At 60.4% G+C, this 24790-nt stretch carries 20 protein-coding genes; 9 read left to right on the forward strand and 11 right to left on the reverse strand.

The annotated features are described in order from the left end of the window. Positions 1-62: 62 nt before the first annotated feature. The 5 genes from xsc (at position 63) to IMCC21224_RS02440 (ending at position 7724) form a co-directional block, all read left to right on the forward strand. Positions 63-1835, forward strand: a complete 1773-nt coding sequence (xsc, locus tag IMCC21224_RS02420) for a sulfoacetaldehyde acetyltransferase (protein ID WP_047993995.1) — start codon at positions 63-65, stop codon at positions 1833-1835. A 4-nt stretch (positions 1836-1839) separates the two neighbouring features. Next, positions 1840-2982: an acetate/propionate family kinase gene (locus tag IMCC21224_RS02425; protein ID WP_047993996.1), complete on the forward strand. Its 1143-nt coding sequence runs from the start codon at positions 1840-1842 to the stop codon at positions 2980-2982. 139 nt (positions 2983-3121) lie between these two features. After that, on the forward strand, positions 3122-5950 hold the full coding sequence (locus IMCC21224_RS02430) for a molybdopterin oxidoreductase family protein (RefSeq protein WP_047993997.1): 2829 nt from the start codon (positions 3122-3124) through the stop codon (positions 5948-5950). Between the two features lie 133 nt (positions 5951-6083). Next, positions 6084-6833, forward strand: a complete 750-nt coding sequence (locus IMCC21224_RS02435; protein WP_047993998.1) for a 4Fe-4S dicluster domain-containing protein — start codon at positions 6084-6086, stop codon at positions 6831-6833. 15 nt (positions 6834-6848) lie between these two features. Continuing rightward, positions 6849-7724 carry a DmsC/YnfH family molybdoenzyme membrane anchor subunit gene (locus IMCC21224_RS02440; protein WP_047993999.1) on the forward strand — a complete coding sequence of 292 codons (876 nt, stop codon included), beginning with the start codon at positions 6849-6851 and terminating at the stop codon, positions 7722-7724. A 10-nt stretch (positions 7725-7734) separates the two neighbouring features. Here the strand turns inward: IMCC21224_RS02440 and IMCC21224_RS02445 are convergent, their stop codons facing one another. The 7 genes from IMCC21224_RS02445 to IMCC21224_RS02475 all read right to left on the reverse strand — a co-directional run bounded on the left by IMCC21224_RS02445 (position 7735) and on the right by IMCC21224_RS02475 (position 15153). After that, positions 7735-8382: a DUF1523 family protein gene (locus IMCC21224_RS02445; protein ID WP_047994000.1), complete on the reverse strand. Its 648-nt coding sequence runs from the start codon at positions 8380-8382 to the stop codon at positions 7735-7737. 12 nt (positions 8383-8394) lie between these two features. Beyond that, positions 8395-8661, reverse strand: coding sequence for a hypothetical protein (locus tag IMCC21224_RS02450; RefSeq protein ID WP_047994001.1), 267 nt, complete (start codon positions 8659-8661; stop codon positions 8395-8397). A 4-nt stretch (positions 8662-8665) separates the two neighbouring features. Beyond that, positions 8666-9994: a DUF6638 family protein gene (locus IMCC21224_RS02455; protein ID WP_047994002.1), complete on the reverse strand. Its 1329-nt coding sequence runs from the start codon at positions 9992-9994 to the stop codon at positions 8666-8668. A 163-nt stretch (positions 9995-10157) separates the two neighbouring features. Then, complete coding sequence (locus IMCC21224_RS02460) at positions 10158-12095, reverse strand: ATP-binding protein (RefSeq protein WP_047994003.1); 1938 nt, start codon at positions 12093-12095, stop codon at positions 10158-10160. Between the two features lie 70 nt (positions 12096-12165). Continuing rightward, the gene (locus IMCC21224_RS02465) at positions 12166-13305 is read right to left on the reverse strand and encodes a hypothetical protein (protein WP_047996810.1); all 1140 of its coding nucleotides are present in this window, start codon (positions 13303-13305) and stop codon (positions 12166-12168) included. Positions 13306-13486: 181 nt separating this feature from the next. Next, entirely contained in the window at positions 13487-14563 is a 1077-nt protein-coding gene (locus IMCC21224_RS02470) for a hypothetical protein (RefSeq protein WP_047994004.1), read from the reverse strand. 146 nt (positions 14564-14709) lie between these two features. Then, positions 14710-15153, reverse strand: coding sequence for a MarR family winged helix-turn-helix transcriptional regulator (locus tag IMCC21224_RS02475; RefSeq protein ID WP_047994005.1), 444 nt, complete (start codon positions 15151-15153; stop codon positions 14710-14712). Between the two features lie 113 nt (positions 15154-15266). Between IMCC21224_RS02475 and IMCC21224_RS02480 the strand changes: the two genes are divergently transcribed. Both IMCC21224_RS02480 and IMCC21224_RS02485 read left to right on the forward strand, forming a co-directional pair. Continuing rightward, positions 15267-15695, forward strand: a complete 429-nt coding sequence (locus tag IMCC21224_RS02480) for an organic hydroperoxide resistance protein (protein ID WP_047994006.1) — start codon at positions 15267-15269, stop codon at positions 15693-15695. Positions 15696-15908: 213 nt separating this feature from the next. After that, the gene (locus IMCC21224_RS02485) at positions 15909-16487 is read left to right on the forward strand and encodes a hypothetical protein (protein WP_053078872.1); all 579 of its coding nucleotides are present in this window, start codon (positions 15909-15911) and stop codon (positions 16485-16487) included. 71 nt (positions 16488-16558) lie between these two features. On the opposite strand, the gene IMCC21224_RS02490 is transcribed toward IMCC21224_RS02485, so the two are convergent. After that, the gene (locus tag IMCC21224_RS02490; protein ID WP_047994007.1) at positions 16559-17770 is read right to left on the reverse strand and encodes an aminopeptidase P family protein; all 1212 of its coding nucleotides are present in this window, start codon (positions 17768-17770) and stop codon (positions 16559-16561) included. A gap of 324 nt (positions 17771-18094) precedes the next feature. Further along, on the reverse strand, positions 18095-18886 hold the full coding sequence (locus tag IMCC21224_RS02495) for an alpha/beta hydrolase (RefSeq protein WP_047994008.1): 792 nt from the start codon (positions 18884-18886) through the stop codon (positions 18095-18097). A gap of 78 nt (positions 18887-18964) precedes the next feature. Between IMCC21224_RS02495 and IMCC21224_RS02500 the strand changes: the two genes are divergently transcribed. After that, complete coding sequence (locus IMCC21224_RS02500) at positions 18965-20440, forward strand: NAD-dependent succinate-semialdehyde dehydrogenase (RefSeq protein ID WP_047996812.1); 1476 nt, start codon at positions 18965-18967, stop codon at positions 20438-20440. Positions 20441-20635: 195 nt separating this feature from the next. Beyond that, positions 20636-22795, forward strand: coding sequence for an esterase-like activity of phytase family protein (locus IMCC21224_RS02505; RefSeq protein ID WP_047994009.1), 2160 nt, complete (start codon positions 20636-20638; stop codon positions 22793-22795). Positions 22796-22900: 105 nt separating this feature from the next. Here the strand turns inward: IMCC21224_RS02505 and IMCC21224_RS02510 are convergent, their stop codons facing one another. Then, positions 22901-23290: a hypothetical protein gene (locus IMCC21224_RS02510; RefSeq protein WP_047996813.1), complete on the reverse strand. Its 390-nt coding sequence runs from the start codon at positions 23288-23290 to the stop codon at positions 22901-22903. Between the two features lie 175 nt (positions 23291-23465). Next, on the reverse strand, positions 23466-24767 hold the full coding sequence (gene glyA, locus IMCC21224_RS02515; protein ID WP_047994010.1) for a serine hydroxymethyltransferase: 1302 nt from the start codon (positions 24765-24767) through the stop codon (positions 23466-23468). Positions 24768-24790 lie beyond the last annotated feature (23 nt).

A 24790-nucleotide genomic window follows, 5' to 3' on the forward strand; every position in this document is an offset into this window, starting at 1 on the left:
TGGCTTTACCCTGTGCCAAAGCGCCGTCACCTAAGGCGCCGTCACGCATGGGGAGCGCCGCTATGAAAATGACCACCGAAGAAGCCTTTGTCAAAACGCTGCAACGCCATGGCATCGAACATGCTTTTGGCATCATCGGTTCGGCCTTTATGCCGATTTCGGATCTGTTCCCCCGCGCTGGCATCACCTTTTGGGATTGTGCACACGAAGGGTCAGGCGGGATGATGGCCGACGGCTACACCCGCGCATCGGGCAAGATGTCGATGATGATCGCCCAGAACGGCCCCGGCATCACCAATTTTGTTACTGCTGTGAAAACCGCCTACTGGAATCACACGCCGCTGTTGCTGGTCACGCCGCAGGCCGCGAACAAGACCATCGGCATGGGTGGCTTCCAAGAGGTCGAGCAGATGAAACTGTTCGAAGATATGGTCGCCTATCAGGAAGAGGTCCGCGATCCGTCGCGCGTCGCAGAAGTGCTGAACCGCGTGATCCTGCAGGCCAAACGCGCCAGCGCCCCAGCGCAGATCAACATGCCGCGTGATTTCTGGACTCAGGTGATCGATATCGAAATTCCCGAGGTGGTGGAATTCGAACGCCCCGCAGGCGGCGATGCGGCGATTGCCAAGGCGGCAGATCTGCTGTCTTCGGCGAAATTTCCCGTCATTCTGAATGGGGCCGGGGTGGTGCTGGCGGGCGCAATTCCATCGACCATCACGCTGGCTGAAAAACTCGCTGCGCCGGTCTGTGTCGGCTACCAACACAACGACGCCTTTCCCGGATCGCACCCGCAATTTGCTGGTCCGCTGGGATACAACGGGTCCAAGGCGGGGATGGAACTGATCGCGCAGGCGGATGTCGTTTTGTGCCTGGGCACGCGGTTGAACCCGTTCTCGACCCTGCCGGGATATGGCATCGACTATTGGCCCAAAGATGCGGCGATCATTCAGGTCGATCTGAACCCCGACCGTATCGGCCTGACCAAAAAAGTAAGCGTCGGCATTGTTGGTGACGCGAAAAAGGTGGCGGATGCGTTGATTGAAAAGATCGACGATATTGCCGGTGAAAGCAAACGCGACCGGCTCGATCTGATCTCAAAGACGAAATCGGCCTGGGCGCAGCAATTGTCGTCGATGGACCACGAAGAGGACGACCCCGGCACCACCTGGAACCAGCGTGCCCGTGATGCAAAACCCGACTGGCTGAGCCCGCGCAAGGCGTGGCGGGCGATCCAGTCCGCCCTGCCACGCGAGGCGATCATTTCGTCGGATATCGGCAACAACTGCGCCATCGGCAACGCCTATCCCAGCTTTGAAGAGGGGCGCAAATATCTGGCCCCCGGCCTGTTCGGGCCTTGCGGCTATGGGCTGCCGTCCATTGTCGGCGCCAAGATCGCCCGCCCCGATGTGCCGGTCGTGGGATTTTCAGGTGATGGCGCGTTCGGCATCGCTGTGACCGAACTGACCGCGATTGGTCGCCCTGAATGGCCCGCGATCACCATGGTTGTGTTCCGCAACTATCAATGGGGCGCGGAAAAGCGCAACTCGACCCTGTGGTATGACGACAACTTTGTCGGCACAGAACTGGACGATGGCGTCAGTTATGCCGGGATCGCGCAGGCTTGCGGGCTCAAGGGGGTGCAGGCGCGCACGATGGATGACCTTAAGGATGCGTTGGCCACGGCGATCACCGATCAGATGCAGCACGGTCGCACCACATTGATCGAGGCGCTGATCAACCAGGAACTGGGCGAACCGTTCCGGCGCGATGCGATGAAGAAACCCGTGGCGGTGGCCGGTATTTCGGCGTCGGACATGCGCCAGCAGGTCGTCTGACCCTGTGACCACACCCGGTAGCATCCTTGTCTTCAACGTCGGGTCAGCGTCGATCAGGGCGGCGGTGTTTGATGCATCCCTGACCGAGACGCTGAGCGCGACCGCGCTGGGCATCTCGACACCGGGGCAGGGACGACTGCGCTGCGGGCATCTGTGCGCCGTGCGCGATCTGCCGGATCATGAGGTGGCGCTTGAGGCGGTGCTGGAAGTATTGGCAGATCAGGGCGTTCGCCTGTCCGATCTGATGGCCGCCGGGCACCGGGTGGTGCATGGTGGGGCGTCGCTGACCGGGCCCGCGCGCGTGAACGCAAATATATTGGCGCAGATCCGCGCCTGCATCCCGTTGGCGCCGCTGCACAACCCGCACAACCTCGCCGGGATCAAGGCGCTGGCCCGGCTTGTTCCGGGTCTGCCGCAATACGTGAGCTTTGACACTGCGTTCCATGCCACCAACCCCGAGGTGGCGCGGAGCTACGCATTGCCGCCCGAATATGCCGAACGCGGTCTGCGCCGGTATGGGTTTCACGGGCTGAGCTATGCGGCGCTCTGCGCCAATCTGCCGGAACTCAGCGGTGCGCCGCTGCCGCGGCGTCTGCTGGCCTGTCATCTGGGCAACGGTGCCAGCCTGTGTGCCATTCTGGACGGTCAGTCGGTCGCGACGACGATGGGGTATTCCCCGCTCGAAGGGCTGACAATGGGCACGCGGGCGGGGTCGATGGATCCCAATGCGGTGCTGGCGTTGGTCGATGAGTTGGGGTCGGAGGGTGCTTCGCGACTTTTGAATTTTGGCTCTGGCCTGCGTGGCATGTCGGGCGGGATGTCGGATATGCGCCAGCTGCTGGCGGACCCCTCGCCGCAAGCGCGGTTCGCGGTTGATCACTTTGTCTATTGGGTGCAGCGTCATGCCGGATCAATGATCGCCGCAATGCAGGGGGTAGATGCCATTGCCCTGACCGGCGGTATTGGCGAACACGCTGCTGTGGTGCGGGGGCGCATCCTCAAAGGGCTGGGTTGGACCGGGTTGCAACTGGGCGGAAATTTGCCCGCGCTGCATAGCGTCACCTCAGCGGTGCAGGCTTGGGTTGTTCCAGCGCAAGAGGAACGCCAGATCGCTGCCGATACGTTCGGGTTGGTTCAGGGGGTATGAGCCGCACAGAATAATACCCTGTCTGCCTTGGTCCGGCGATGTGGGTCACAGTTCTGTCAACGCGCTGCGCCGTAGAAAATTCTGGTCCCTCTTGGCACATTCCCTTAGCGTCGCCCTGAACCACTGCCTGAGGCATAGCATGGGTCACAACCAGCCAGAGATCGACCTGTCCCCGAGCGTTTCGGACGAGGTTCGCAAAACCACATGTTACATGTGCGCGTGCCGCTGTGGCATCGACGTTCACATGAAGGATGGCAAGGTCGCCTATATCGAGGGCAACCGCGATCATCCGGTAAACAAGGGTGTGCTGTGCGCCAAAGGCGCGGCTGGAATCATGCAACACAACGCCCCGTCGCGCCTGCGCGCGCCGCTGCGGCGTGTCGGTCCGCGCGGGTCTGGTAAGTTCAAAGAGATAACCTGGGACGAGGCATTGGAAACGGCCGTCGGCTGGATGAAGCCGCTTCGTGAGACGGCGCCGGAAACGCTCGCTTTTTTCACCGGGCGCGACCAGTCGCAGTCTTTTACCAGCTACTGGGCGCAGAACTTTGGCACGCCGAATTACGCCGCGCATGGCGGGTTCTGTTCGGTCAACATGGCCACGGCCGGCATTTACACAATGGGTGGTGCGTTCTGGGAATTCGGCCAGCCCGATTGGGAGCACACAAAGCTGTTTATGCTGTTCGGCGTGGCCGAGGATCACGACAGCAACCCGATCAAGATGGGTCTGGGGCGGCTCAAGGAACGCGGCGCCAAGGTGATCGGCGTCAATCCGATCCGGTCGGGCTACAATGCCATTGCCGATGAATGGGTCGGGATCACACCGGGGACGGACGGGCTGTTTATCCTGGCGCTGGTGCATGAGCTATTGAAGGCAGGCAAGATCGACCTCGACTATCTGGCCCGCTATACCAATGCGCCGGTGCTGGTGAACGGTGATCCGAAATCGCCAGACTACGGGCTGTTCCTGCGGGATGGCAATGACAAACCGCTGGTCATTGATCGCAACACTGGCAAGCTTAGCGCGTTTGATGCGCCGGGTATTCTGCCGGATTTGGCGGCAACCCACCGGCATGCGGGCATCACCCATCGCCCGGTGTTGCATCTGATGGCTGAACGCTATCTCGATCCGCAATATGCGCCCGACGCGGTGGCCACGCGCTGCGGCATCAGCGCCGACAAGATCCGGCGCATCGCGCTTGAACTGGCCGAGGTGGCATTTGGTGATCCTGTCATTCTGGACCGTCCCTGGACAGATTTTCGCGGCGAACGCCATGAACAGATGATCGGTCGCCCGGTCAGCTTTCACGCGATGCGCGGCATCTCGGCCCATTCCAACGGGTTTCAGACCTGTCGTGCGCTGCATGTGCTGCAAATTCTGTTGGGGTCGGTTGAGACGCCGGGCGGCTACCGATTCAAACCGCCCTATCCCAAACCCGCGACGGCGCATCCAAAACCCCACAGCAAAGCCGCTCCGGGTGTTCCGCTGGACGGGCCGCATCTGGGGTTCGTGCAAGGGCCAGAGGATCTTGCGCTTAGGGAGGACGGCAGCCCAGTGCGTATCGACAAGGCGTTCACATGGGAAAACCCCATGGCGTCGCACGGGCTGATGCATATGGTCATCTCAAACGCCCACGCCGGCGATCCTTACAAGATCGACACGCTGTTTCTGTATATGGCGAACATGGCGTGGAATTCGTCAATGAACACGCGCGGCGTGATCGAGATGCTGACCGACACCGACGAAGACGGCGAATACGTCATCCCCAGGATCATCTACTCGGACGCCTACAGTTCGGAAATGGTTGCCTATGCTGACCTTATCCTGCCGGATACGACCTATCTGGAACGGTACGATTGTATCTCGCTGCTTGATCGACCGATCTGCGAGCCGGATGCCGCTGCGGACGCGATCCGCTGGCCGGTGGTTGAACCGGATCGGGAGGTGCGTGGTTTTCAATCGGTGCTGTGCGATCTGGGCCACAGGCTGAACCTGCCAGGATTTGTTGCCGAAGATGGCAGCGCCAAATACGTCGATTACGCAGATTATATCGTCAACCATCAACGCAAGCCGGGCGTTGGCCCACTGGCAGGGTTTCGCATGGGCGAAGCGGGGCTGACCCATGGGCGCGGCGGACCGAATGCCGCACAGCTCGACAGCTATATCGCCAACGGCGGCTTTTTCATCCGCCATGTGCCCAAAAATGCCGCCTATTTCAAGCCCTGGAACACCGGCTATCAGGACTGGGCGGTCGAGATGGGGTTCTTTGACGCGCCGCAGCCCTACCTGTTCCAGCTGTATGTCGAGCCACTGCGCAAATTCCAGATCGCCGCCGAAGGGCATGGCACGCGACAGCCGCCCGACCACTTGCGCGGGCGGATCAAGGCGACGATGGACCCGCTGCCGATCTGGTATCCGCCGTTGTCAGACGGTCACGAAGATCCGGTGGAATATCCGATCCACGCCCTGACCCAGCGCCCGATGGCGATGTATCATTCATGGGGATCACAGAACGCCTGGCTGCGGCAGATCCATGGCCGCAATCCTCTGTATATGCCGACCCGGCTGATGCAGCAGCACACGCTGCACGACGGCGACTGGGTGCGGGTGATCTCGTCGCACGGATCAATCACCGTGCCTGTGGCGCATATGGCCGCGCTAAACGAAAACACCGTCTGGACCTGGAACGCGATCGGCAAACGCAAAGGCACCTGGGCACTGGACAATGAGGCGCCAGAAGCCACCAAAGGATTCCTGCTGAATCACCTGATCCACGAACTTCTTCCGCCCAAGGGTGACGGGCTGCGCTGGGCCAATTCCGACCCGATCACCGGTCAGGCGGCGTGGTTCGACCTGCGCGTAAGGATTGAAAAATCCGCAGCACCGGACGAATGCCAGCCGACCTTTGGGCGCATACAATCTCCGGTGCCTTCCGCACCGTCGATATTGACGTGGAAGGTGGGGCAATGACGCTTCTGCGAAAATTTTTTGAAAATTTTTGGCAAAAGTATTCGCAAGACTTTGTGTGCCGATCTCTGGTTTTGCGTTCGAAAATTTCGTCGCATGACAGAGTGTGCAGGAAACCATATTTGGGCGAGGTGGAATGACCGATTTACCCACCGCCACCCATCGTAAACTGGGCCTTGTCATTGACCTTGACACCTGTGTCGGATGTCATGCCTGCGTCGTGTCCTGTAAGGGCTGGAATACCGAAAACTACGGCGCGCCGCTGTCGGATCAGGACCCTTATGGCGCCGACCCATCAGGCACCTTCCTTAACCGGGTCCACAGCTACGAGGTGCAGCCAGACACCGGCCCGGCGCAGTTGGTGCATTTCCCCAAATCCTGCCTGCATTGCGATGACGCGCCCTGCGTCACCGTCTGCCCCACCGGTGCCAGCTACAAGCGGGTCGAGGATGGCATCGTTCTGGTGAATGAGAGTGATTGCATCGGTTGCGGTCTCTGCGCCTGGGCGTGTCCCTATGGCGCACGCGAGCTGGATCAGGCCGCTGGCGTGATGAAGAAATGCACCCTTTGCGTCGACCGTATCTATAACGACAACCTACCCAAAGCAGATCGCGAACCAGCCTGTGTTCGAACCTGTCCATCGAATGCGCGGCATTTCGGGGATTTTTCCGACCCGGATAGCGAGGTATCGCGATTGGTTGCCGCACGTGGTGGCATCGACCTCATGCCGGAACAGGGTACGCGGCCCGTCAACAAATATCTGCCGCCGCGCCCAAAAGATCAATGGGAGCCTCAGATCGACATTCTGGCCCCGTTTCTGGAACCCGTCGCGACCGAACCACGCGGTTTTCTGGGCTGGCTCGACAAGACGCTGAGCAAGATCTGAAGGTTCCTGACCCACATGCATCCCGCCCCCTCCATTATTGCGTTCACAACGTTTTCCGGTCTTGGCCTTGGTCTTCTTGCCTGGCTTGGGGTTGATCCGACCCCGCCTACTGGCTGGGTGGCCTTTGTGTTCTTCTTTATTGGCTTTGCAATGGCGATTGGCGGTCTTGCGGCCTCGGCGTTTCATCTGGGCCGACCCGAGAGGGCGCTGAAGGCGTTCAGCCAATGGCGCAGCAGTTGGCTGTCGCGCGAAGCCTGGCTGGCCGCTACCGCGCTTGGGCTTATGGGGATCTATGCCGCCGGCCTGATCTTTGCGAGCTGGCGTCTGGCGTTGCTGGGCTGGCTAGGCGCGGCGCTGTGTCTGACGACAGTCTATGCGACCTCGATGATTTATGGACAGCTAAAGACCGTTCCGCGTTGGGACAGCCCATGGACTTCGCTGCTGTTTCTGATGCTGTCGGTGGCGGGCGGAGCGCTGCTGTCCGGGCGAATTCATGTGGCAATGGTACTGATTGTGCTGGCCGGAGCGGTGCAGGTCTGGTGGTGGTATAGTGGCGACCGGCGGTTCAACACCTCGGACAGCACGCTGGCGACGGCAACCGGTCTTGGCGCAATTGGCGCCGTTCGCGCATTCGAACCGCCGCACACAGGCCCCAACTATCTGCTGCGCGAGATGGTGCATGTGGTTGGGCGCCGCCATGCCGCCCGGCTGCGGGTGATCGCACTGGCGTTGATGGTTGTGCTGCCGGTGGGCCTGTTGCTGCTGCCCGGCCCGCATCATCTGTGGGCATTGCTGGCGGTGGTCAGCCACATCTTGGGTGTGCTGACCGCCCGCTGGCTGTTCTTTGCCGAGGCCGAGCATGTCGTCGGCCTCTACTATGGCAAACATTAGGGCGTGGCGGCTATGACTTGCTGCGCCAGCTGTCGATCCAGCGGTTAAAGCGCCCGCGCCGTTCGGCCATGCGGTCACCGGCTGCCTCGAACGAGTCGCCGACATCCTCAAGCACCGGGTCGATCCGCCGCCGCCGGAACCGCCGCCAGCGCACCCAGATGGCCCAGACGAATGCGACCAGTAGCGTCAGGATGACAATGTTGATCCATGGAATGATCCGCACATCCGGTCCGTCCACCGCCCGAACGCTAATCGCGTTGGGAAAAATCGTGTAAAATTCATTGCGCCAGCCGTAATGCGTGATCACCACCCATTGCGGCGATCCCGAGGTCGAGCGCAGGTCGTTTGCCTCGGCTTGCAGGTTCGAGGTGTCGAATTTGAAATAGGGGGGCCAGCTCCAGCCGGTGTCCTCGTTGCGGTAGACCATCACGCTGTTGTCTGCCCGCCGCGTCTGAATAAAGAACACGTCCCGGTTCACGACCGTGCCATCGGTTCCGACATCCGCCTGCGCCCAGAACAGGCTGTTTTCGCCCGGATCGACGCGTTTTTCGTAGGTATCGGTGATCCGCGCAATATCGTGTTGCGGCAGCGTATAATGCAGGAAACCCGCAATACAGCCCCAGAAGAGCACGATAAACACCCATTTCACATAGACCATCCCGGCCCCCTTTTAGTGGAAATTCGTCAGGTAAATGATCACGGCCATCAGCGTGAACGGCACCACATACACCCCTAGGATCAGCTTGCGGCGCAGTGATCCGTCATAGTCGCGCAGCCCCTCAGTGATCCAGGCGTCGCGGTCACCTGTCATGCCCTCTTCGTCCCATTCCGCCTCAAGCTTGCCGCGCCGCACCGAGCGCGAATAGAGCGATACACCGATATAGACCAGCGTCAGGATCACAAGGGCGGGGATCATCAGTTGCAGGAATGCGAACATTGTCTCACCTCTTTACTGCGCCCCACGGGCCGATCTGTTCTGGCTGCGGCTCGGACATCGGCGCGTCATGACCAAAGAGTGCGCGGCGTGCCCCCACCTTGTCCATCTGATACTCGCGCGTCAGGAAATCCACCACATAGGTTTTCTTGGCCTCGCCCCAGTCGCGATAGAGCCGGTAGAACAGATCCTTGTGGCAAATGAACAGCTGTCGGATATCCATCGGCGTCAGCTCTGCCAGCAGCATATTGACCAGATCGCGATCCGCATGGTCTGCCGCCCGCAGGGTGTAGAAATAGGCAGGATCGTCCGAACTGACCCGCGGCCAGACGCCGTTGCCTTCGGCCCATGCGAGCAGCCGGTTCAGTGTATGCCAGGCTTCGGGTAGTTGATCGCCGTGTTGACGCGCCAACATGCGAATGTCGCGCCGTGTTGCCCCCGCCAGATCAATCCCGGCGTCCTGCGCCGCATCGACCACGATGAAATCCATCTTTTGCCGCAGGATCGCCGCGGCATCAATACCGCGCGCCTTGACGATCGGTTCAGCCAGCCCGTTCGCGTCCAAAAACTTGGCGATGCGGTTCCGGTCGCTCAACCTCAGTTGCGATTTTACCGGCAATGCGGCCGCGTCCGGCAACGGGTCAGCCACGCTCTGGATCAGCGCCGGTTCACGGACGTCGCGAAAGATATACAGCCCGCCAAAATGCGCGGTCCAGAAATTATCCTGCCGGAACCGCATTTGTTGCAGCTTGACCGGATTGCGCACCACATCGCCGGTTTTTTTGGCCAGTGTGATCATGTCCGCGATCAGAACGTCATCGAACCAGCCATCTTCGGCTGTCTTGAACTTGTCGACCATAGCGCCCAGCTTTTCCGCGTCGCGCACGGTGCCGACGGTGGTGTCTGCCTCGATCCGGATTTCGTGGATATCAAACAGGCGGGCAGGTTTCGATACGTCATAGACGGAATTGAGCATCTCACCCGCCACAGCATCCCGCGCGGTCAGGGCAAACAGCGCTGTCTCATTCGTCTCAATGAACTGCCGCAGGATCCCCCGGCTGGACGAGAATTTGGCATTGAGCAGCGGCGCGGTCTTTTGTTGGGTCGTCAGCAAAATGAACTGCCGGTTTACCCCGCGCGGGTTGAGGTAAAGCGGATCGTCCAGCTCATCACCCACCTCGGGCGCGTATCCCGAGATATCGACGTGGAAATCCGCCAACTGCGTGGTCTTACCAGTCAGGTGTTTCAGCGCCCGGTTATACCGCTCGATCAGGGCTGGGCTGTCGATGCGGATGAGGTTGCCGAACATCAGGCCGGCGGTGATCAGACGCTGCATGGTGTCGCCTCCTCTACGCTCTTGTGCAGATGTCGCATGCTAGCTGAGCCCATCACCACACGTTCTTTTTCCAGCGTCCTGGCACGCTGGCCACCGCAAGGATCAGCACGGGTGCCCAGATCAGGCCGGCGCCCAAGCCCAGCCGGACAAAATGCCCCATCGCTCACCCCTTACTCTCCAGATACCGGCGCTTGGCCTCTTCCTGACGCTGAAAGTCGCGGACCATGCCGTCAATCGCCACCTCGTCTGACTTGTCGGCATAGCGAAACTCGGAATCTGCGTAGCGGTTGATCTCTTGCACGACCATGTCGACCGTGATTGGCACGCGCAGCTCCGAAATCATCGCGGCCTTGACGTCATACGGCTGGAACAGGAACAGGTCGGGGCTCTCCATCCACTCATCCGGCAGCTCAAAATCCATGGCCCGCACCTTGACCGCGTCGGTGATGTTCTTGATCGCCCGCCCGGTGAACCGTTCGTCCGCCTGTTGGATCGCCTTGAGGTATGTGCCCAGCTTGGCAATCGTGTTCAGATCACCGATCTCTGCGTGCACCTGGTCAAAGACGCGGATCAGCCCCTCTTCATGCGGGCGGGAATGCGACTCGAACGAAGCAGCCACGGCGCGCTTGATCTCTTGCGCGGAAAACAATTTGTGCGCGCCCAGCGGGATGTCGTGGTTCCGCCCCATCAGCAGGGCCAGAATGTCGATGTAATCCTCGCGGGTTTGCGGCCCGTCGACCAAAAACCGCGCCCCCGCCCGCTGGCGCAGGGCGTCGTCGACATTCTCGGGGTAGTTCGAGAACATGCCAAAGGTGCAATTGCCGCGCACAACCGTGTTGGCGCCGGTAAAGCTCTCCATCAGGACAGCGGTGATTTCCAACTGACCGGCTGACGATTGCCGGTCGCCACGCTTGCCGGCAAGCTGGTCGATATCGTCGATGGTGCCAAAGCCGATGGCCGACGGGTCGATGATGGTGTTGATGAACGCTTTGGCATTCTGGCCGGATTTCCCCTGATAGCTGTCGATATTGTCGGTGCTCAGGTTCTGGTAGCGGAACGGATAACCCGCCACCTCGCAATAGCCATGCAGCAATCCCGCCATCATCTGGATCAGCGTGGTCTTGCCCGTGCCCGGTTTACCGTCACCCATAAAGGTAAAGATGAATCCGCCCAGCTCGGCAAAAGGGTTAAGCCGTCGGTCGAAATCATACGCCATCAGCATCTTGGACAGCCGCAGCGCCTGGTACTTGGCGATATGGTTGCCCACCACCTCTTCGGGTTTCTTAAAAGTCATGGTTAGCGTAGTGCTGCGCGCCGTCCGCGACGGCTCGAAGCCGCGGATCACCAGATCGTCCGCCTCGACCCGCCAACTGGCGTTGGCAAAGGCCGCAATTCGCGCCGCGCCCTGCGCCCGCAGCGCAACCTTCTCCATCAGCGCCTCGGCAAAGGCGGCGAGGGTGGCAACCAGACGCGCATCATCCGAGGCATGCGCCTCAAGCGACTGATCCAGCGCCCACAGCGCGCCATGCAGGGCAAGGGCAGAATTTTCAGTCAGCACCTCCTCGACCTCACCAACCTCGACAGTCGTCTCGCTGGCCTTTGACGCCAGCAGAAAGGCCAGTGCGTTGCCAAACACATGCGCGACGGCCAGCGCCTCGGCGGTCAGCAACTCGCCGAATTCTGTCTTGCGGGCGGCAGGCAGGGCGCCTTGCAGGTTGGCACGCTTCAGATCGCTTAGTCCAGTTGCGTCGCCAAACGTGTCGCCAACCGCCAGCGCAATTGCCAGCCCCCGCCGCAGGGCTGCCAATACGCTGGCCTGCACCGGCGAAACCAATGGATCTTCTGCGTCGACCGCCTCGACACGGGTTTTCAGATGCACACCTTCGGGCCGTGCGGTCCTGCGTCCGGCCAGGCCCGGCGTCGTGCTGCGAAATCGCCGCGTGGATGCGACGCCCGGGGATCGTTCCGCGACCGGGGCCGACGGGCGCGCGCTTGCGATCCGCGGTGTGTGGTCAAACCCGTCGAGCAATGCCAGCGCTGCGGAATAGTGCTTGCGAATATCCGCTTCGCGCAACTCCATCAGATCGGATGTCTTGCTCATCTGGCGCGGCTCCCCTGCTTCTTCTCTTCAAAAGTACGCAAAATCAAACCCTCACAAACGGCACTGACGTTCAGTGGTTCAGGACTCGGCCCGCCGGGCTCACTACAAATTTGCGCACGCTGGCAAATCCGGCCGGATTTTGTTCTGCCAACACCTGAAAGGGCCTCTCGGGCAGGACAATCATCCGCTCGGTCCGGGTGGCGCCGGTGTCCACCCCGCGGCCTGCGAATGGGTCGAGCGCGAAGATCTCGCGCTCTACTTTGCCGAACCAGCCCGCGCGCTCTTCACGCACCCGGTCGCTTAGCAATTCCTCCCAGGTCCAGGCCAGCGCCCAGTCCTGCCCCTGCGGCGCGCGGGCGGCGGCAAGCACGTCGCGGATCGGGCCGGACTGACGGGTGTATTGATGCGAATACATCGGGCCGATGTGCAGCCGCCGCAGCCGCTTTGGATGCAGATGGTCAAAGCTTTCGTCGAACCCCTTGGCGATTGTCAGCAACTTTAGTCCGCCCAGTGATTGCCCGATCAGATGCGCCTGCACTTCGGGCCAGCGGCGCAGATCGCGTGGCAGGGCGTCGCGACCGGAATCCTCAACCTCCATCAGGTAGATCACTGGCAGGTTGATCTGGCTGTCATAGACCGCCCAATGCAGCAGATAGGTGCGCCGCGGCTCGGTCCCGCTCAGCCAGACGGCAATCGGATCGTTGCGGGCCCAGAAAAGCTGTCCGCGTTGCAATTCCTCATAGTACAGCCGCTGGCTCAGCGCGAATTGCAGCCGGGTTGGTACGGATTGTTCGCCGATGATCTGCCGCACCATCTGATCCTTCAGGGCGTCGGTCGTGGGCAGGCCGTCCAAGTGTGCCGCCGCCTGCATCGCGTCATTGGCCATCACCATCAGTTCCGGCGCAACGGGAAAGCCGCTTTCGTGATCGTCCATGGTGAGCGAGCCAAAGAACTGCCCGGTGTCGCGCCCGACCAGCAGGTATTTCATGCTCAGCGCGCGAAAGGTGAACGCGATGCTCTGGACATACCGCGCCAGCACCTCGACCTCGGTTTTGCTGAGCGTGCCTTCGGCCTGCAATAGTGCCGCAACCCGTCCAAGGTGCCCGGTGATCGCGGCGAATTTGGCGAAATACCTGCGGCTCGCGAACAGATCGCTCAGTCCGACATGATCGTTTGCGGGGTCAATCTCCACCGTCGCCCCCCCCACCATCACAACCATCGCTGTCGACCCACGAAGACCCCGTTCCGGAGGCATTGTCTCTGCGCCGATAGGGGCGGTTGCTGATGCGTGCGGCCACGACCATGCATAGCACTGCGAACAACACGAGCCCGGCAATTGCGCTGTAACTCATATCTGTTCCTTGCCTGCGCGCGTTGTTCCCGCCATGGCCTTAGCCCCCGTATAGGTTTTTGTCGTGCTTTTCGACGATCGCCGCAAACCGACGGGCAAAGCGTTCGTCGGCCTTGGCTTTTTGTGCCAGCACGTCGCGGGCAAAGACCATGTGATCCTCGTGCGCCTCGAGCATGTCACCCATGCGCTGATTGGTGGCGGTGCCGATGGCGGCCATGGCGGCCTGCGCCTCTTTGTCGGTCTCGACGCCGATCTCGTTGATCCGATGCGCCACATCCTGTTGCTGCGCCGTCTTGAGCGATTTGGTCAGTGCGTCGTACAGCACCACGCGCTGTTTGGTATCGGTCTGTAATTTGTTGATCAGTACCATCTGCGTCGCCGCCTGGTTTTGCAGCGAATCGATCCAGGTTTTGCCCTTTTCGATGTAGCGTTCCAGCGTCTGGGATTTTGCCAGCTTGACTTGTTCGTCCTGCACCAGCGCGTTGTAGCCACGGTTCAGATCGGCCAGTTCGGTTTCCAATTTGGTGCGTGCGGCGGCGTCCTGTTCCATGCCGATGCGGTTTTCCAGCTCGATGATCTTTGGATCCATCGCCAGAATCCCGGCGCGGGTGGCTTCTAGTTCGCCCACGGTAAATTCGCGCTCGTCCAGGGTTTCGGTCAGATTGGTTTCAACCTTGTCCTTTTGGTCGTTAAGCAGGGACAGCTGCCCTTCGAGCAGTTTGACGATCACGTCGGATTTCCCGATCAGATCCTGCAATTTGTCGTCGATGCTGGCGGTCTTGACCCGCTCCTGCCGCATCGAATCCGATTTCGCCTGCGAAAAGATGCCGACAAAGCTTTCCCAACCGGTCTTGGTCCGCATTTCGTCAAAGTCGCGCGAAAAGGCCGAGGTAACGTCGTCCAGCCCCATAATCAGTTCGGCGATATTGGCGTTCATCACGTCGGTGTGGGCGTGAACATCTTCCAGTGTGGCGTTTTCGATGTCGATCATCGCGTCGTCGCCTGATTTCATCTTGGATCGGGCGGTTTCGATTCGCGTCGTCAGTTCGGAAATCTTGGACTGTGCGGCGGCGACCTGCGCCTGGCTTTCGCGCACCTGTGTGTCAAAATCGGCCATCGTCTCTGCCTTCTCCCAGTCAATCGCTTTTGATGTAGATGGGGAATGTAATGCCAATTTACATTGGCGTCCCCGCAAAATTTTATTGTTGTGGAAAACTGCCCCAACCGACGCGGCGGCGCAACGCTGATCTGTCAGGCTGGCGGTCAGCGCGTGTTCAGTGCGCCCGAAATCTGTCGCAGCTTAGTTTGCAAATCGCGGATCTCGTCCACCGCCATCCCGGTGTTGCGCGCCACGCACATCGGGATGGCCGCCGCGTCAGCCTCAAGTGCTGCACCCGCGTCTGTCAGCGTCACAAGCACCCGACGCTCGTCATTTTGGTCGCGGCTGCGGGTGACGCGCCCGGCTGCCGCCAGCCGCTTGATCACCGGGGTCAGGGTATTGGATGACAACCCAAGCCGCTGACCGATCTGTCCGACGCTTTGGCCACCTTGCGACCAGAGCACCAGAAGCACCAGATATTGCGGATAAGTCAGGCCCATCGGATCAAGCAACGGCTTGTAGAACCGCCCGAACGCGTGGTTCGCGGCATAAAGGTCAAAGCAAAGCATTTGCTCCAGCCCGTCAATCTTGTCTCCGGTGTCTGTCATAATTCTGAGGTAGATCGTGCGCGATGTATTCGCAAGCCCTTGACCCAGTGACGTTCGGCACTATTTATATCGTACACGATAAAATCGCCTGGGATCAAAGATAGGAGCTCATCATGCCGACCAAGATTATATATTCCACCAGCGCCACAGCTACCGGCGGCGGCCGCGATGGTCACACCCAAACCGACGATGGTACGCTGTCGCTCGACCTTGCTGTGCCCACGGCAATGGGCGGTCCGGGTGGCGATGCAGCCAACCCGGAAAAACTGTTCGCGGCGGGCTATGCCGCCTGCTTCATGGGCGCGATGCGGTTCTACGCAGGTCAAAAAAAGCTGAGCGTGCCGGATGACGCATCGGTCAATGTCCAGGTCGGTATCGGCCCGCGCGAAGACATGGGCTTTGGCCTGGATATCCAGATCAAAGTGTCACTGCCGGGTGTGGATGAAGCAACCGCCAAAGACCTGATCGACGGCGGTCACGGCGTCTGCCCCTACTCCAACGCGATCACCAAGGGTCTGACGATTACACCTGTCCTGGCCTAAAAGTTCGGGTCGTCAGATCTGAACTTCGGATGTGGCTGCCGGCCCAGTTGTGCCGCCGGCCACATTTGTTCGATGCCGCCCCAGATTGTGCGGGGAATAAACCTCATTTGCGCCTGATCCGGGGCGCGATGCCCGGCCAACGCCACTTGCGTGATGATCACCCATGGCTAAGATCAGTGCATCAAGACATCATTTATCTTTCCGGAGAAATTCATGCCTTTTCCAATTTACCTTCGCCGCTTTTCCGTCCTGCTAATCCCGGCATTTCTGCTGCCGCAGATCGTCGTTGCTGACGAGGTGACGGATGCTTTGCAATCCGCCCTTTCGGCCTACGAAGACGGCGACGTGCAATACGCGATCGAAGAACTTGATTTCGCCCGCAACAAGCTGCTGGCGCTCAAGACCGATGCGCTGGGTGGGTATCTGCCAGCCGCGCCCGAAGGGTGGACGCGCGAGGATGACGAGGACATGAATGCCGGTCTGGCGATGATGGGCGGTGGCGTCGGGGCGCAGGCAACCTATACCGACGCGACGGCGTCCAGCACGTATACCATCACCATGATGGCGGATAATCCGATGGTGGCGGGTATGTCAGCCATGGTGGCCAATGCCGCCGCCATGGGAATGACGGTCGAACGCATCGGCAGCCAGCGTTTCGCCATTCAGGACGGCCAGATCATGGGTCTGGTCGGCAACCGTATTCTGGTTCAGGCCGAAGGCGCGGACAAGGCGGCGATGCTCGAAGCGCTTGGCACCATCGACTACACGGCGCTGGCCAACTTCGGCCAATAACCGCTATTTTGACAGTCAGCCCATCGCCCTGGGCGGGACGGCGGGCTGACCGGGCATGTGACACAGATCGCTTACGCGGCGCCGACCACGTTGAAACCGGGACCGTAAGGGTAGTGTGTGATATCTTCGGCGTTATCTGCGCCGATCACCAGAATATCATGTTCGCGGTATCCGCCTGCGCCCGGTTGGCCCTCGGGGATGGTCAGCATCGGCTCCATCGAGATGACCATCCCCGGCTCCAGCACAGTGTCGATATCTTCGCGCAGTTCCAGACCGGCTTCGCGGCCATAGAAATGCGACAGCACCCCAAAGCTGTGACCATAGCCAAAAGTGCGGTATTGCAGCATCTCCCGCTCGGCCAGAAAGTCGTTGATCTTGTGGGTGATTTCGGCACAGGACGCGCCGGGGCGCAGCAGGGACATGCCATATTCATGCGCTGCCACGTTGGCCTCCCAGATCCGCAAGGACGCATCGTCGACGTCACCCACAAACAATGTCCGTTCCAGCGCGGTGTAATACCCCGAGATCATCGGAAAGCAGTTCAGCGACAGGATATCGCCATGCTGCAACACGCGCCCGGTCACTGGGTTGTGTGCGCCGTCGGTGTTTAACCCGCTCTGGAACCAGACCCAGGTATCGCGATATTCGGCGTCCGGAAAGGCGTGGGCAATCTCGACCTCCATCGCGTCGCGCCCGGCCATGGTCACGTCGATTTCGCTGACACCTTCGCGGATGGCGTCCCGGATAGCATAGCCACCGATATCGGCGACACGCGCGCCTTCGCGGATCAGGGCGATTTCGGCGGCGGATTTGTGCATCCTCTGGCGCATTGTCGCGTCGTTGACGGCCACTTTGGATCTTGGCGTCAGGAATGAATCGAGCTTGGCCAGACCCTGCAAGGTCAGGTGATCCTCCTCGAACCCGATGATGCGGTCTGTTCCGGTGACCGAACGGATCGCGCGCCAATAGTTGTCCCGCGTCCAGTCGGTATAGGTGATATTGTCACCATGACAGCGCCGCCACGGCTGGCCCGCGTCGATCCCTGCCGAAATCGTGACACTGTCAGTCGGTGTGACGACCAGCGCGTAGGGACGCCCGAAACTGCAATACAGAAAGCCCGAGTAGTAGGCGATATTGTGCATCGAACTCAGCACACATGCGTCGACCCCGGCCTCAGTCATGATCCGGCGCAACCCGGACAAGCGGGCTTCATATTCGGCGACTGCAAAGGGCAGGGACGCCTTTTCACCATTGTGAAAACGATAGAATTCTGGACGTTGCATGGAATGACCCTCCGACAATGTACCGCAGGTCCGGGGGAAACTCTGTTGTCCACCCTCACAGCACTGCAGCACGAGAAAGGTCCCGGCGTTCAGGACGGAAAACAGATCGTACCATATCGGGCACGCGGGCGACGCCATCGCCTTGCCACAGCGTTACGCCAGGATCTTGAATCCGGCAAGCGATGTTTTGCGTCTCTTGTGCGAACATATCAGCCGTGACGCCTTTTATGATCAGCGGTCAATTGCGCTGATCAGCAGTCAGAAAGCCGACCCCGGCTTCTTCTCTTTTCAAATACGCAAGGAACCCTGGCAACAGACGGCAACTCAAATGGCCAATAGCGCCTGGCTGATCGCAGAATCAGCGTCGGACAACCCGTCAACCACAGTGAAATGATTGGCTCCGGGTTGGATTACATGCCGGGCATCCCACGCCTCGGCCAGCCAGCGCGACTGATCAAGGAAGGCGGGGCGCTCGTCTGATCCGACCCACACGGTGACAGACATCGCCGGGCGCGGTTGTAAGACGGGGCTTTCGGCCTGCGCTTCAGCTGCGTCCAGTCGGAAATCTGTGTTCATTCGGGTCTGTACCAGCGGTCGCACGTCTGACACGGATGAAATAGGCATCAGCCTGTCCACACGTGTTGCCACGTCCGGGGGCAGCATGTTGGGCGCGGCCAGTCGCGCAACCAGATGGCCGCCTGCGGAATGTCCCACCAGCCGCAGCGGCCCGCCAACTTCGCGAGACGCAACTGTCACGGCCCGCGCAACTTGACGCGTGATGTCGCTGATCCGCACCTGCGGAACCAGATCGTAGGACGGCATCGCCACCGCCCAGCCCCGCGCGACCGCGCCCTGCGCCAGATGCGAGAATACCGTCCGGTCGAATCGTCGCCAGTAGCCGCCATGGACAAAGACGACCAACCCCTGTTGCGCGCCCTCGGGCAGGAACAAATCCAGCACCTGCCGCGCCGTGGGACCATACATCAGTCCCAGACGCGCGCGTCTGGGAGCGGCCATTCGCTGGCGAAAGGTCTTGGCCAGCGCGCTCCAGCGCGGCTCGTATCCGGCGGCGTCCGGAATATACGATATGTTGTCGTAGGCGTCGTCGATGTCCATCGCTTCCCTCCGCGCTGGGGCTGGACTATATGCATAGCAGACGAACTGCGGGCCGCAGTATCAAAATCGGAGATGACCATGCTCGATCAAGCCACAAACCTCGCCAGCCTTCTCAAAGACCCCAGCCTTCTGGAAACCCGCGCCTATATCGGCGGTCAGTGGGTGGATGGCGACAAGGGCACCTTTGACGTCACCAACCCCGCGCGCGGGGATGTGGTGGCGCAAGTGGCGGATCTGAGCCGCGCGCAGGTCGCGGGTGCCATCGCCCAGGCCGAAGCGGCGCAAAAGGAATGGGCCAGCTGGACCGGCAAGGAACGCGCAGCGGTGATGCGCAAATGGTTCGATCTGATGATGGAGAATCAGCACGATCTGGGTGTGATTTTGACCGCCGAGCAGGGCAAGCCGCTGGCCGAGGCCAAGGGCGAGATCGCTTATGGTGCGTCCTTTATCGAGTTTTTTGGCGAAGAGGCCAAGCGGATCTACGGCGAGATGATCCCCGGCCACCAGCGCGACAAGCGGATCATGGTGATCAAGCAGCCGATCGGCGTCGCCGCGTCGATCACACCGTGGAATTTTCCCAACGCGATGATCACCCGCAAGGCGGGTCCGGCGCTGGCGGCAGGCTGCGCCTTTGTCGCGCGCCCGGCCAAAGAAACACCGCTGTCGGCCATCGTGCTGGCCGTTCTGGCCGAGCGGGCCGGCATTCCGGCGGGGGTGTTCAGTGTGGTACCGTCGTCATCCGCGTCGGAAATCGGCAAGGAATTCTGCGAGAACCCGGCAGTGCGCAAGCTGACCTTTACCGGATCGACCGAGGTGGGGCGCATCCTGCTGCGGCAGGCCGCCGAGCAGGTGATGAAATGTTCGATGGAGCTGGGGGGCAACGCGCCTTTCATCGTGTTCGACGATGCGGATCTGGATGCCGCGGTCGAGGGCGCGATCACGTGCAAGTTCCGCAACAACGGCCAGACCTGCGTTTGTGCAAACCGGCTGTATGTGCAAGCTGGTGTCTATGACGCCTTTGCCGAAAAGCTGCGCGCCCGTGTCGCGGCAATGAAGGTTGGCGACGGACTGGAGGATGGCACCGATTTGGGCCCGCTGATCAATGTTGAGGCCATCGATAAGGTACGTGAGCATATTGCCGACGCCAAGGCCAAGGGTGGTACGGTCATTCTGGGCGGCGAAGACGCCGGGGCCAAAGGCAACTTCTTTGGGCCGACCATTGTCACCGGCGCCACCAAAGATATGGCAGTGTCGACGGAAGAGACCTTTGGCCCCTTTGCGCCACTGTTCAAGTTCGAGGACGAGGATGAAGTGATTGCACTGGCCAATGACACGATCTTTGGCCTTGCATCCTATTTCTATGCCAAGGATCTGCGGCGCGTCTACAAGGTGGCCGAGGCGCTGGAATATGGGATTGTTGGCGTGAACACTGGCATCATCTCGACCGAGCTGGCACCATTTGGTGGGGTCAAGCAATCGGGTCTGGGGCGCGAAGGCAGCCACCACGGCATCGAGGATTACCTTGAGATGAAATACGTCTGCCTGGCCGTCTGAGCCATTTTCACCAGCTGCTTTTACCAAATGGTGCGCGCCTTGCGGCGCGCGCCTGATATCTCGTCACCCGCCTCTGGCGGGTTCCTCGGGTTGGCGCCGGTGGCAATGGTGCGGCGTCATCACAACGTTACATAAGTGTCGCACGGGTGTCGTCATAGCGGCGCACACCGCCTCCAGACTCAAATGGGGGACTCCATGACTATCCGTACGATCTGTCTGACTTCGAGCCTCGCGCTTTGCGCGGGCACGGCCATGGCCGACATGAATTTCAACCGCATCGCCAGTTTTGCCACGCCGCGCAATATGGCGGAAGGCGAAGATCTGGGGCGCGAAACCTCGGCCGAGATTATTTCGGTCAGCGGCGACGGTATGACATTGGCCTATACCGACAGCCCGCTGGGTGTTCTGGGCCGGATCGACATCACCGATGCCACTGATCCGCAGCCGCTGGGCAATATCGAACTGGGCGGTGAGCCGACCGCAGTCAGCATTGTCGGCAACACTGCCTATGTCGCGGTGAACACTTCCGAGAGCTATGAAACGCCGTCGGGCCATCTGTCGGCCATTGATTTGGCGTCGGGCGACGAACTGGCACAGTGCGATCTGGGCGGGCAGCCCGACAGCACCGCCTTTGCCAAGGACGGATCGTTCATCGCTGTTGCGATCGAGAATGAGCGCGACGAGGATGCCGGCGACGGTCGTGTGCCGCAGATGCCTGCAGGGGATGTGGTCCTGATCGACCTTGGCGACGGCACGATGGATTGTGCCACGCTGCGCCACGCTGTTGTGACAGGCCTGGCGGACATCTCACCCGAAGATCCTGAACCCGAGTTTGGCGATATCAACGGTCTGGGCGAAGTGGCCGTGACGATGCAGGAAAACAATCATATCGTCATTCTGGGCCGTGACGGCGCGGTGCTGAACCATTTCAGCGCCGGTGCGGTGGACCTCGAGGGCATTGATACCACTGACGACCGTGCCTCCATTGTGTTCGATTCTGCGCAGCCCGGTCGCCTGCGCGAACCGGATGCGGTGCAGTGGCTGGATGACGACCACATCGTGATTGCCAACGAGGGCGACATGGACGGTGGATCGCGCGGCTTTACTGTGTTCAACAAAGACGGCACGCTGGTCTACGAGAGCGGCCCGAGCTTTGAACATGCGGTGGCGCAGGTCGGCCATTACCCTGACAAGCGTTCGGATGCCAAAGGGATCGAGCCTGAGGGCATGGAAATCGCCACCTTTGATAGTGTGCCTTACATGTTCCTGCTGGCCGAGCGCGCCTCGGTCGTTGGTGTCTATGACATGAGCGATCCGGCAAGCCCGGTGCTCAAGCAGATCCTGCCGTCGGGCATCGCGCCCGAGGGTGTCGTGGCAATCCCGTCGCGCAATCTGATGGTTGTCGCAAATGAGGCGGATCTAATCGAAGATGGCGGCGTGCGTGCGCATGTCATGATCTTTGAATACGGCGAAGGCGCTGCCGCCTATCCGACGTTGACCTCGGCTGGGGCTGATGAGCTGATCGGCTGGGGTGCGATCTCTGGCATGGTGGCGGGCGAGGGTTCGACCCTCTATGCTGTGAATGACAGCTTTTACAGCTATCAGCCGACGATCTTTACCATCGACACCTCGGTCACACCGGCGCAGATCACCGATGCGCTGCCAGTAACGCGTGGCGGTGTGCCTGCGCAAAAGCTGGATATGGAGGGCATCACGGTTGACGGAGACGGCGGCTTCTGGATCGCCTCAGAAGGGAACACCGACAAGCTGGTGCCGCATGCCTTGTATCACGTGAACGCCAAAGGTGAGATCAAGGACGAGATCGCCCTGCCGGCCGAATTGCTGGCGCACGAGGTCCGCTTTGGCTTTGAAGGGATTACTCAGGTTGGTGACTGGCTCTGGATGGCTGTTCAGCGCGAATGGGGGGATGACCCCAAGAACCATGTGAAACTGGTGGCCTACAACCCCGAAACCCAGGAATGGGGTGCCGTCCTGTATCCGAAAGCCGAACCTGCCAAGGGTTGGGTTGGTCTGTCCGAGATCGTCGCGCATGGCGATTGGGTCTATGTGGTCGAGCGGGACAACCAGATCGGCGATGCGGCCGTGACAAAAAAGGTCTACCGGATACCCGCCGCTGAGTTCGTTGCGGCCCCGCTGGGTGGTGATCTGCCGGTGGTCAGCAAAGAAGAAGTGCGTGACCTGATCCCCGACCTCAAGGCTTGGGGCGGTTATGTTGTCGACAAGGTCGAAGGTCTGGCTGTGATGTCGGATGGCACGATGTGGATGTCGACTGACAATGACGGCGTCGATGACAGCTCGGGCGAAACCTTTCTCTGGTCGATCGGCAAGATGTGATCGTCGGCGCAGCCGAACCAACATGACAAAGACGGCCCCGGCAGAACAATCTGTCGGGGCCGTTTGCGTTTGGGAATGTCCCGAGGCTGGACGCGAGGAATGGATTTAGTCCCCGGAGGCGGCCTCTTCTGTGCCCATCGGTGACAGGGTCAGTCGATACAGCGGCGCAGTCCAGCCTTCGACCGAGCATTTTGTGCGAATGTATATTTCGCGTACACCATCCGGCAGTATGACGGCATTGAGCGAACGGGTGAACGGTTGCTCTGTGACATGGGGATGCATCAGCTCGCGGGTGCCCAGCACCCGGCCGGTCGCGTCGACAATTTCCCAGCCCTGCGCATAATGATCCCAACCGGTGTCGGGATGCGATAGCGTGACCGAGATGCGCCAGCCCATGCCCGATTTTTCAGCGTGGGCCGCGACAACTTGGGGACCATCGGCCCAGGCCATGGTCGCGGTGGATATCAGCAGGGATATGAGGGCGCGTCGTTTCATGCCGGTTTCGTAGCACAGCCGGATGCAGGCGCGTGTCACTTGGCTGTGTTTATCGTGTGATCGCTGTGTTCCGGCAACACTTCACCTGAGCGAGACGTCAATTTGCTGTCCGTGCACGACACCGCATGACCCAGCCATATGGGCCATGCAGATGAATTGATCGTGTGCGGAAGCATCAGATGTAGATCGGAAAATCCCGGAGCAGGGACGCCACTTTGCCCCGTACGGTGTCTTCGACCACGGCGTTGCCGTCTTGGCCATTAGCCACCAGCCCGTCGATGACCTCAAGGATAAGGCGCCCGATTTCACGCGTCTCACTTTGGCCCAACCCGCGTGTGGTGATGGCGGGGGTGCCCAGACGAATCCCTGATGGTTTCATCGGCGGAGCGGGATCAAAGGGGATGCCGTTCTTGTTGCAGGTGATGTGGGCGCGCCCCAGTGATTCCTCGACCGCCTTGCCAGACAGTCCCTTGGGACGCAGATCGGCCAGCGTCAGATGGGTGTCAGTGCCCCCCGAGACGATATCGACGCCACCCTGTTGCAAAGTGTCTGCCAATGCCTGGGCGTTGCGGACCACTTGCGTGATGTAATCGCGATATTGCGGCGTCAGCGCCTCGCCGAATGCCACGGCCTTGGCTGCGATCACATGCATCAAAGGCCCCCCCTGAAGTCCGGGGAATACGGCAGAATTCAGTTTCTTGCCCAGCGCCGGATCGTTAGACAGGATGATGCCGCCGCGCGGGCCGCGCAGGGTCTTGTGCGTGGTCGAGGTCACGACATCTGCATATGGCAGCGGCGATGGATGCGCGCCCCCTGCGACCAACCCGGCAAAATGCGCCATGTCGACAAACAGCTTGGCCCCGACCGTATCAGCAATCGCCCGAAACGCGGCAAAATCGATATGGCGTGAATAGGCCGATCCGCCGGCGACAATGACTTTGGGTTTGTGCTCATCCGCCAGACGCGCCACCTGTTCCATGTCCAGCAGGTGATCATCCTCTCGCACCGAATAATGCACGGCGTTGAACCATTTGCCCGATTGATTCACCGAGGCACCATGGGTCAGATGCCCCCCGGCGGCAAGGTTGAGGCCCAGAAACGTATCGCCCGGCTGCATCAGGGTCATGAACACGGCCTGATTGGCCTGTGACCCGGAATTTGGCTGCACATTGGCATATTCGCAGCCGAACAGCGTCTTGACCCGGTCAATGGCAATATTCTCGGCTTCGTCGACATACTGGCAGCCGCCATAATAGCGCCGACCGGGATAGCCTTCGGCGTATTTGTTGGTCATCACCGACCCTTGGGCGTCCATGACGGCCTGGCTGACGATGTTTTCGGATGCGATCAACTCGACTTCATCGCGCTGGCGGCCCAGTTCGCGGGTGATGGTGCCAAACAGTTCGGGGTCGGACTCCGACACGGGGCGGTGAAAGAATGCCTCTCTGGATGACATGGATTTGGTTACGATGTTCATTGCTATCCTCCCTTGGATTTTTG

This window comes from Puniceibacterium sp. IMCC21224 (assembly GCF_001038505.1).
Classification (GTDB): domain Bacteria; phylum Pseudomonadota; class Alphaproteobacteria; order Rhodobacterales; family Rhodobacteraceae; genus Puniceibacterium.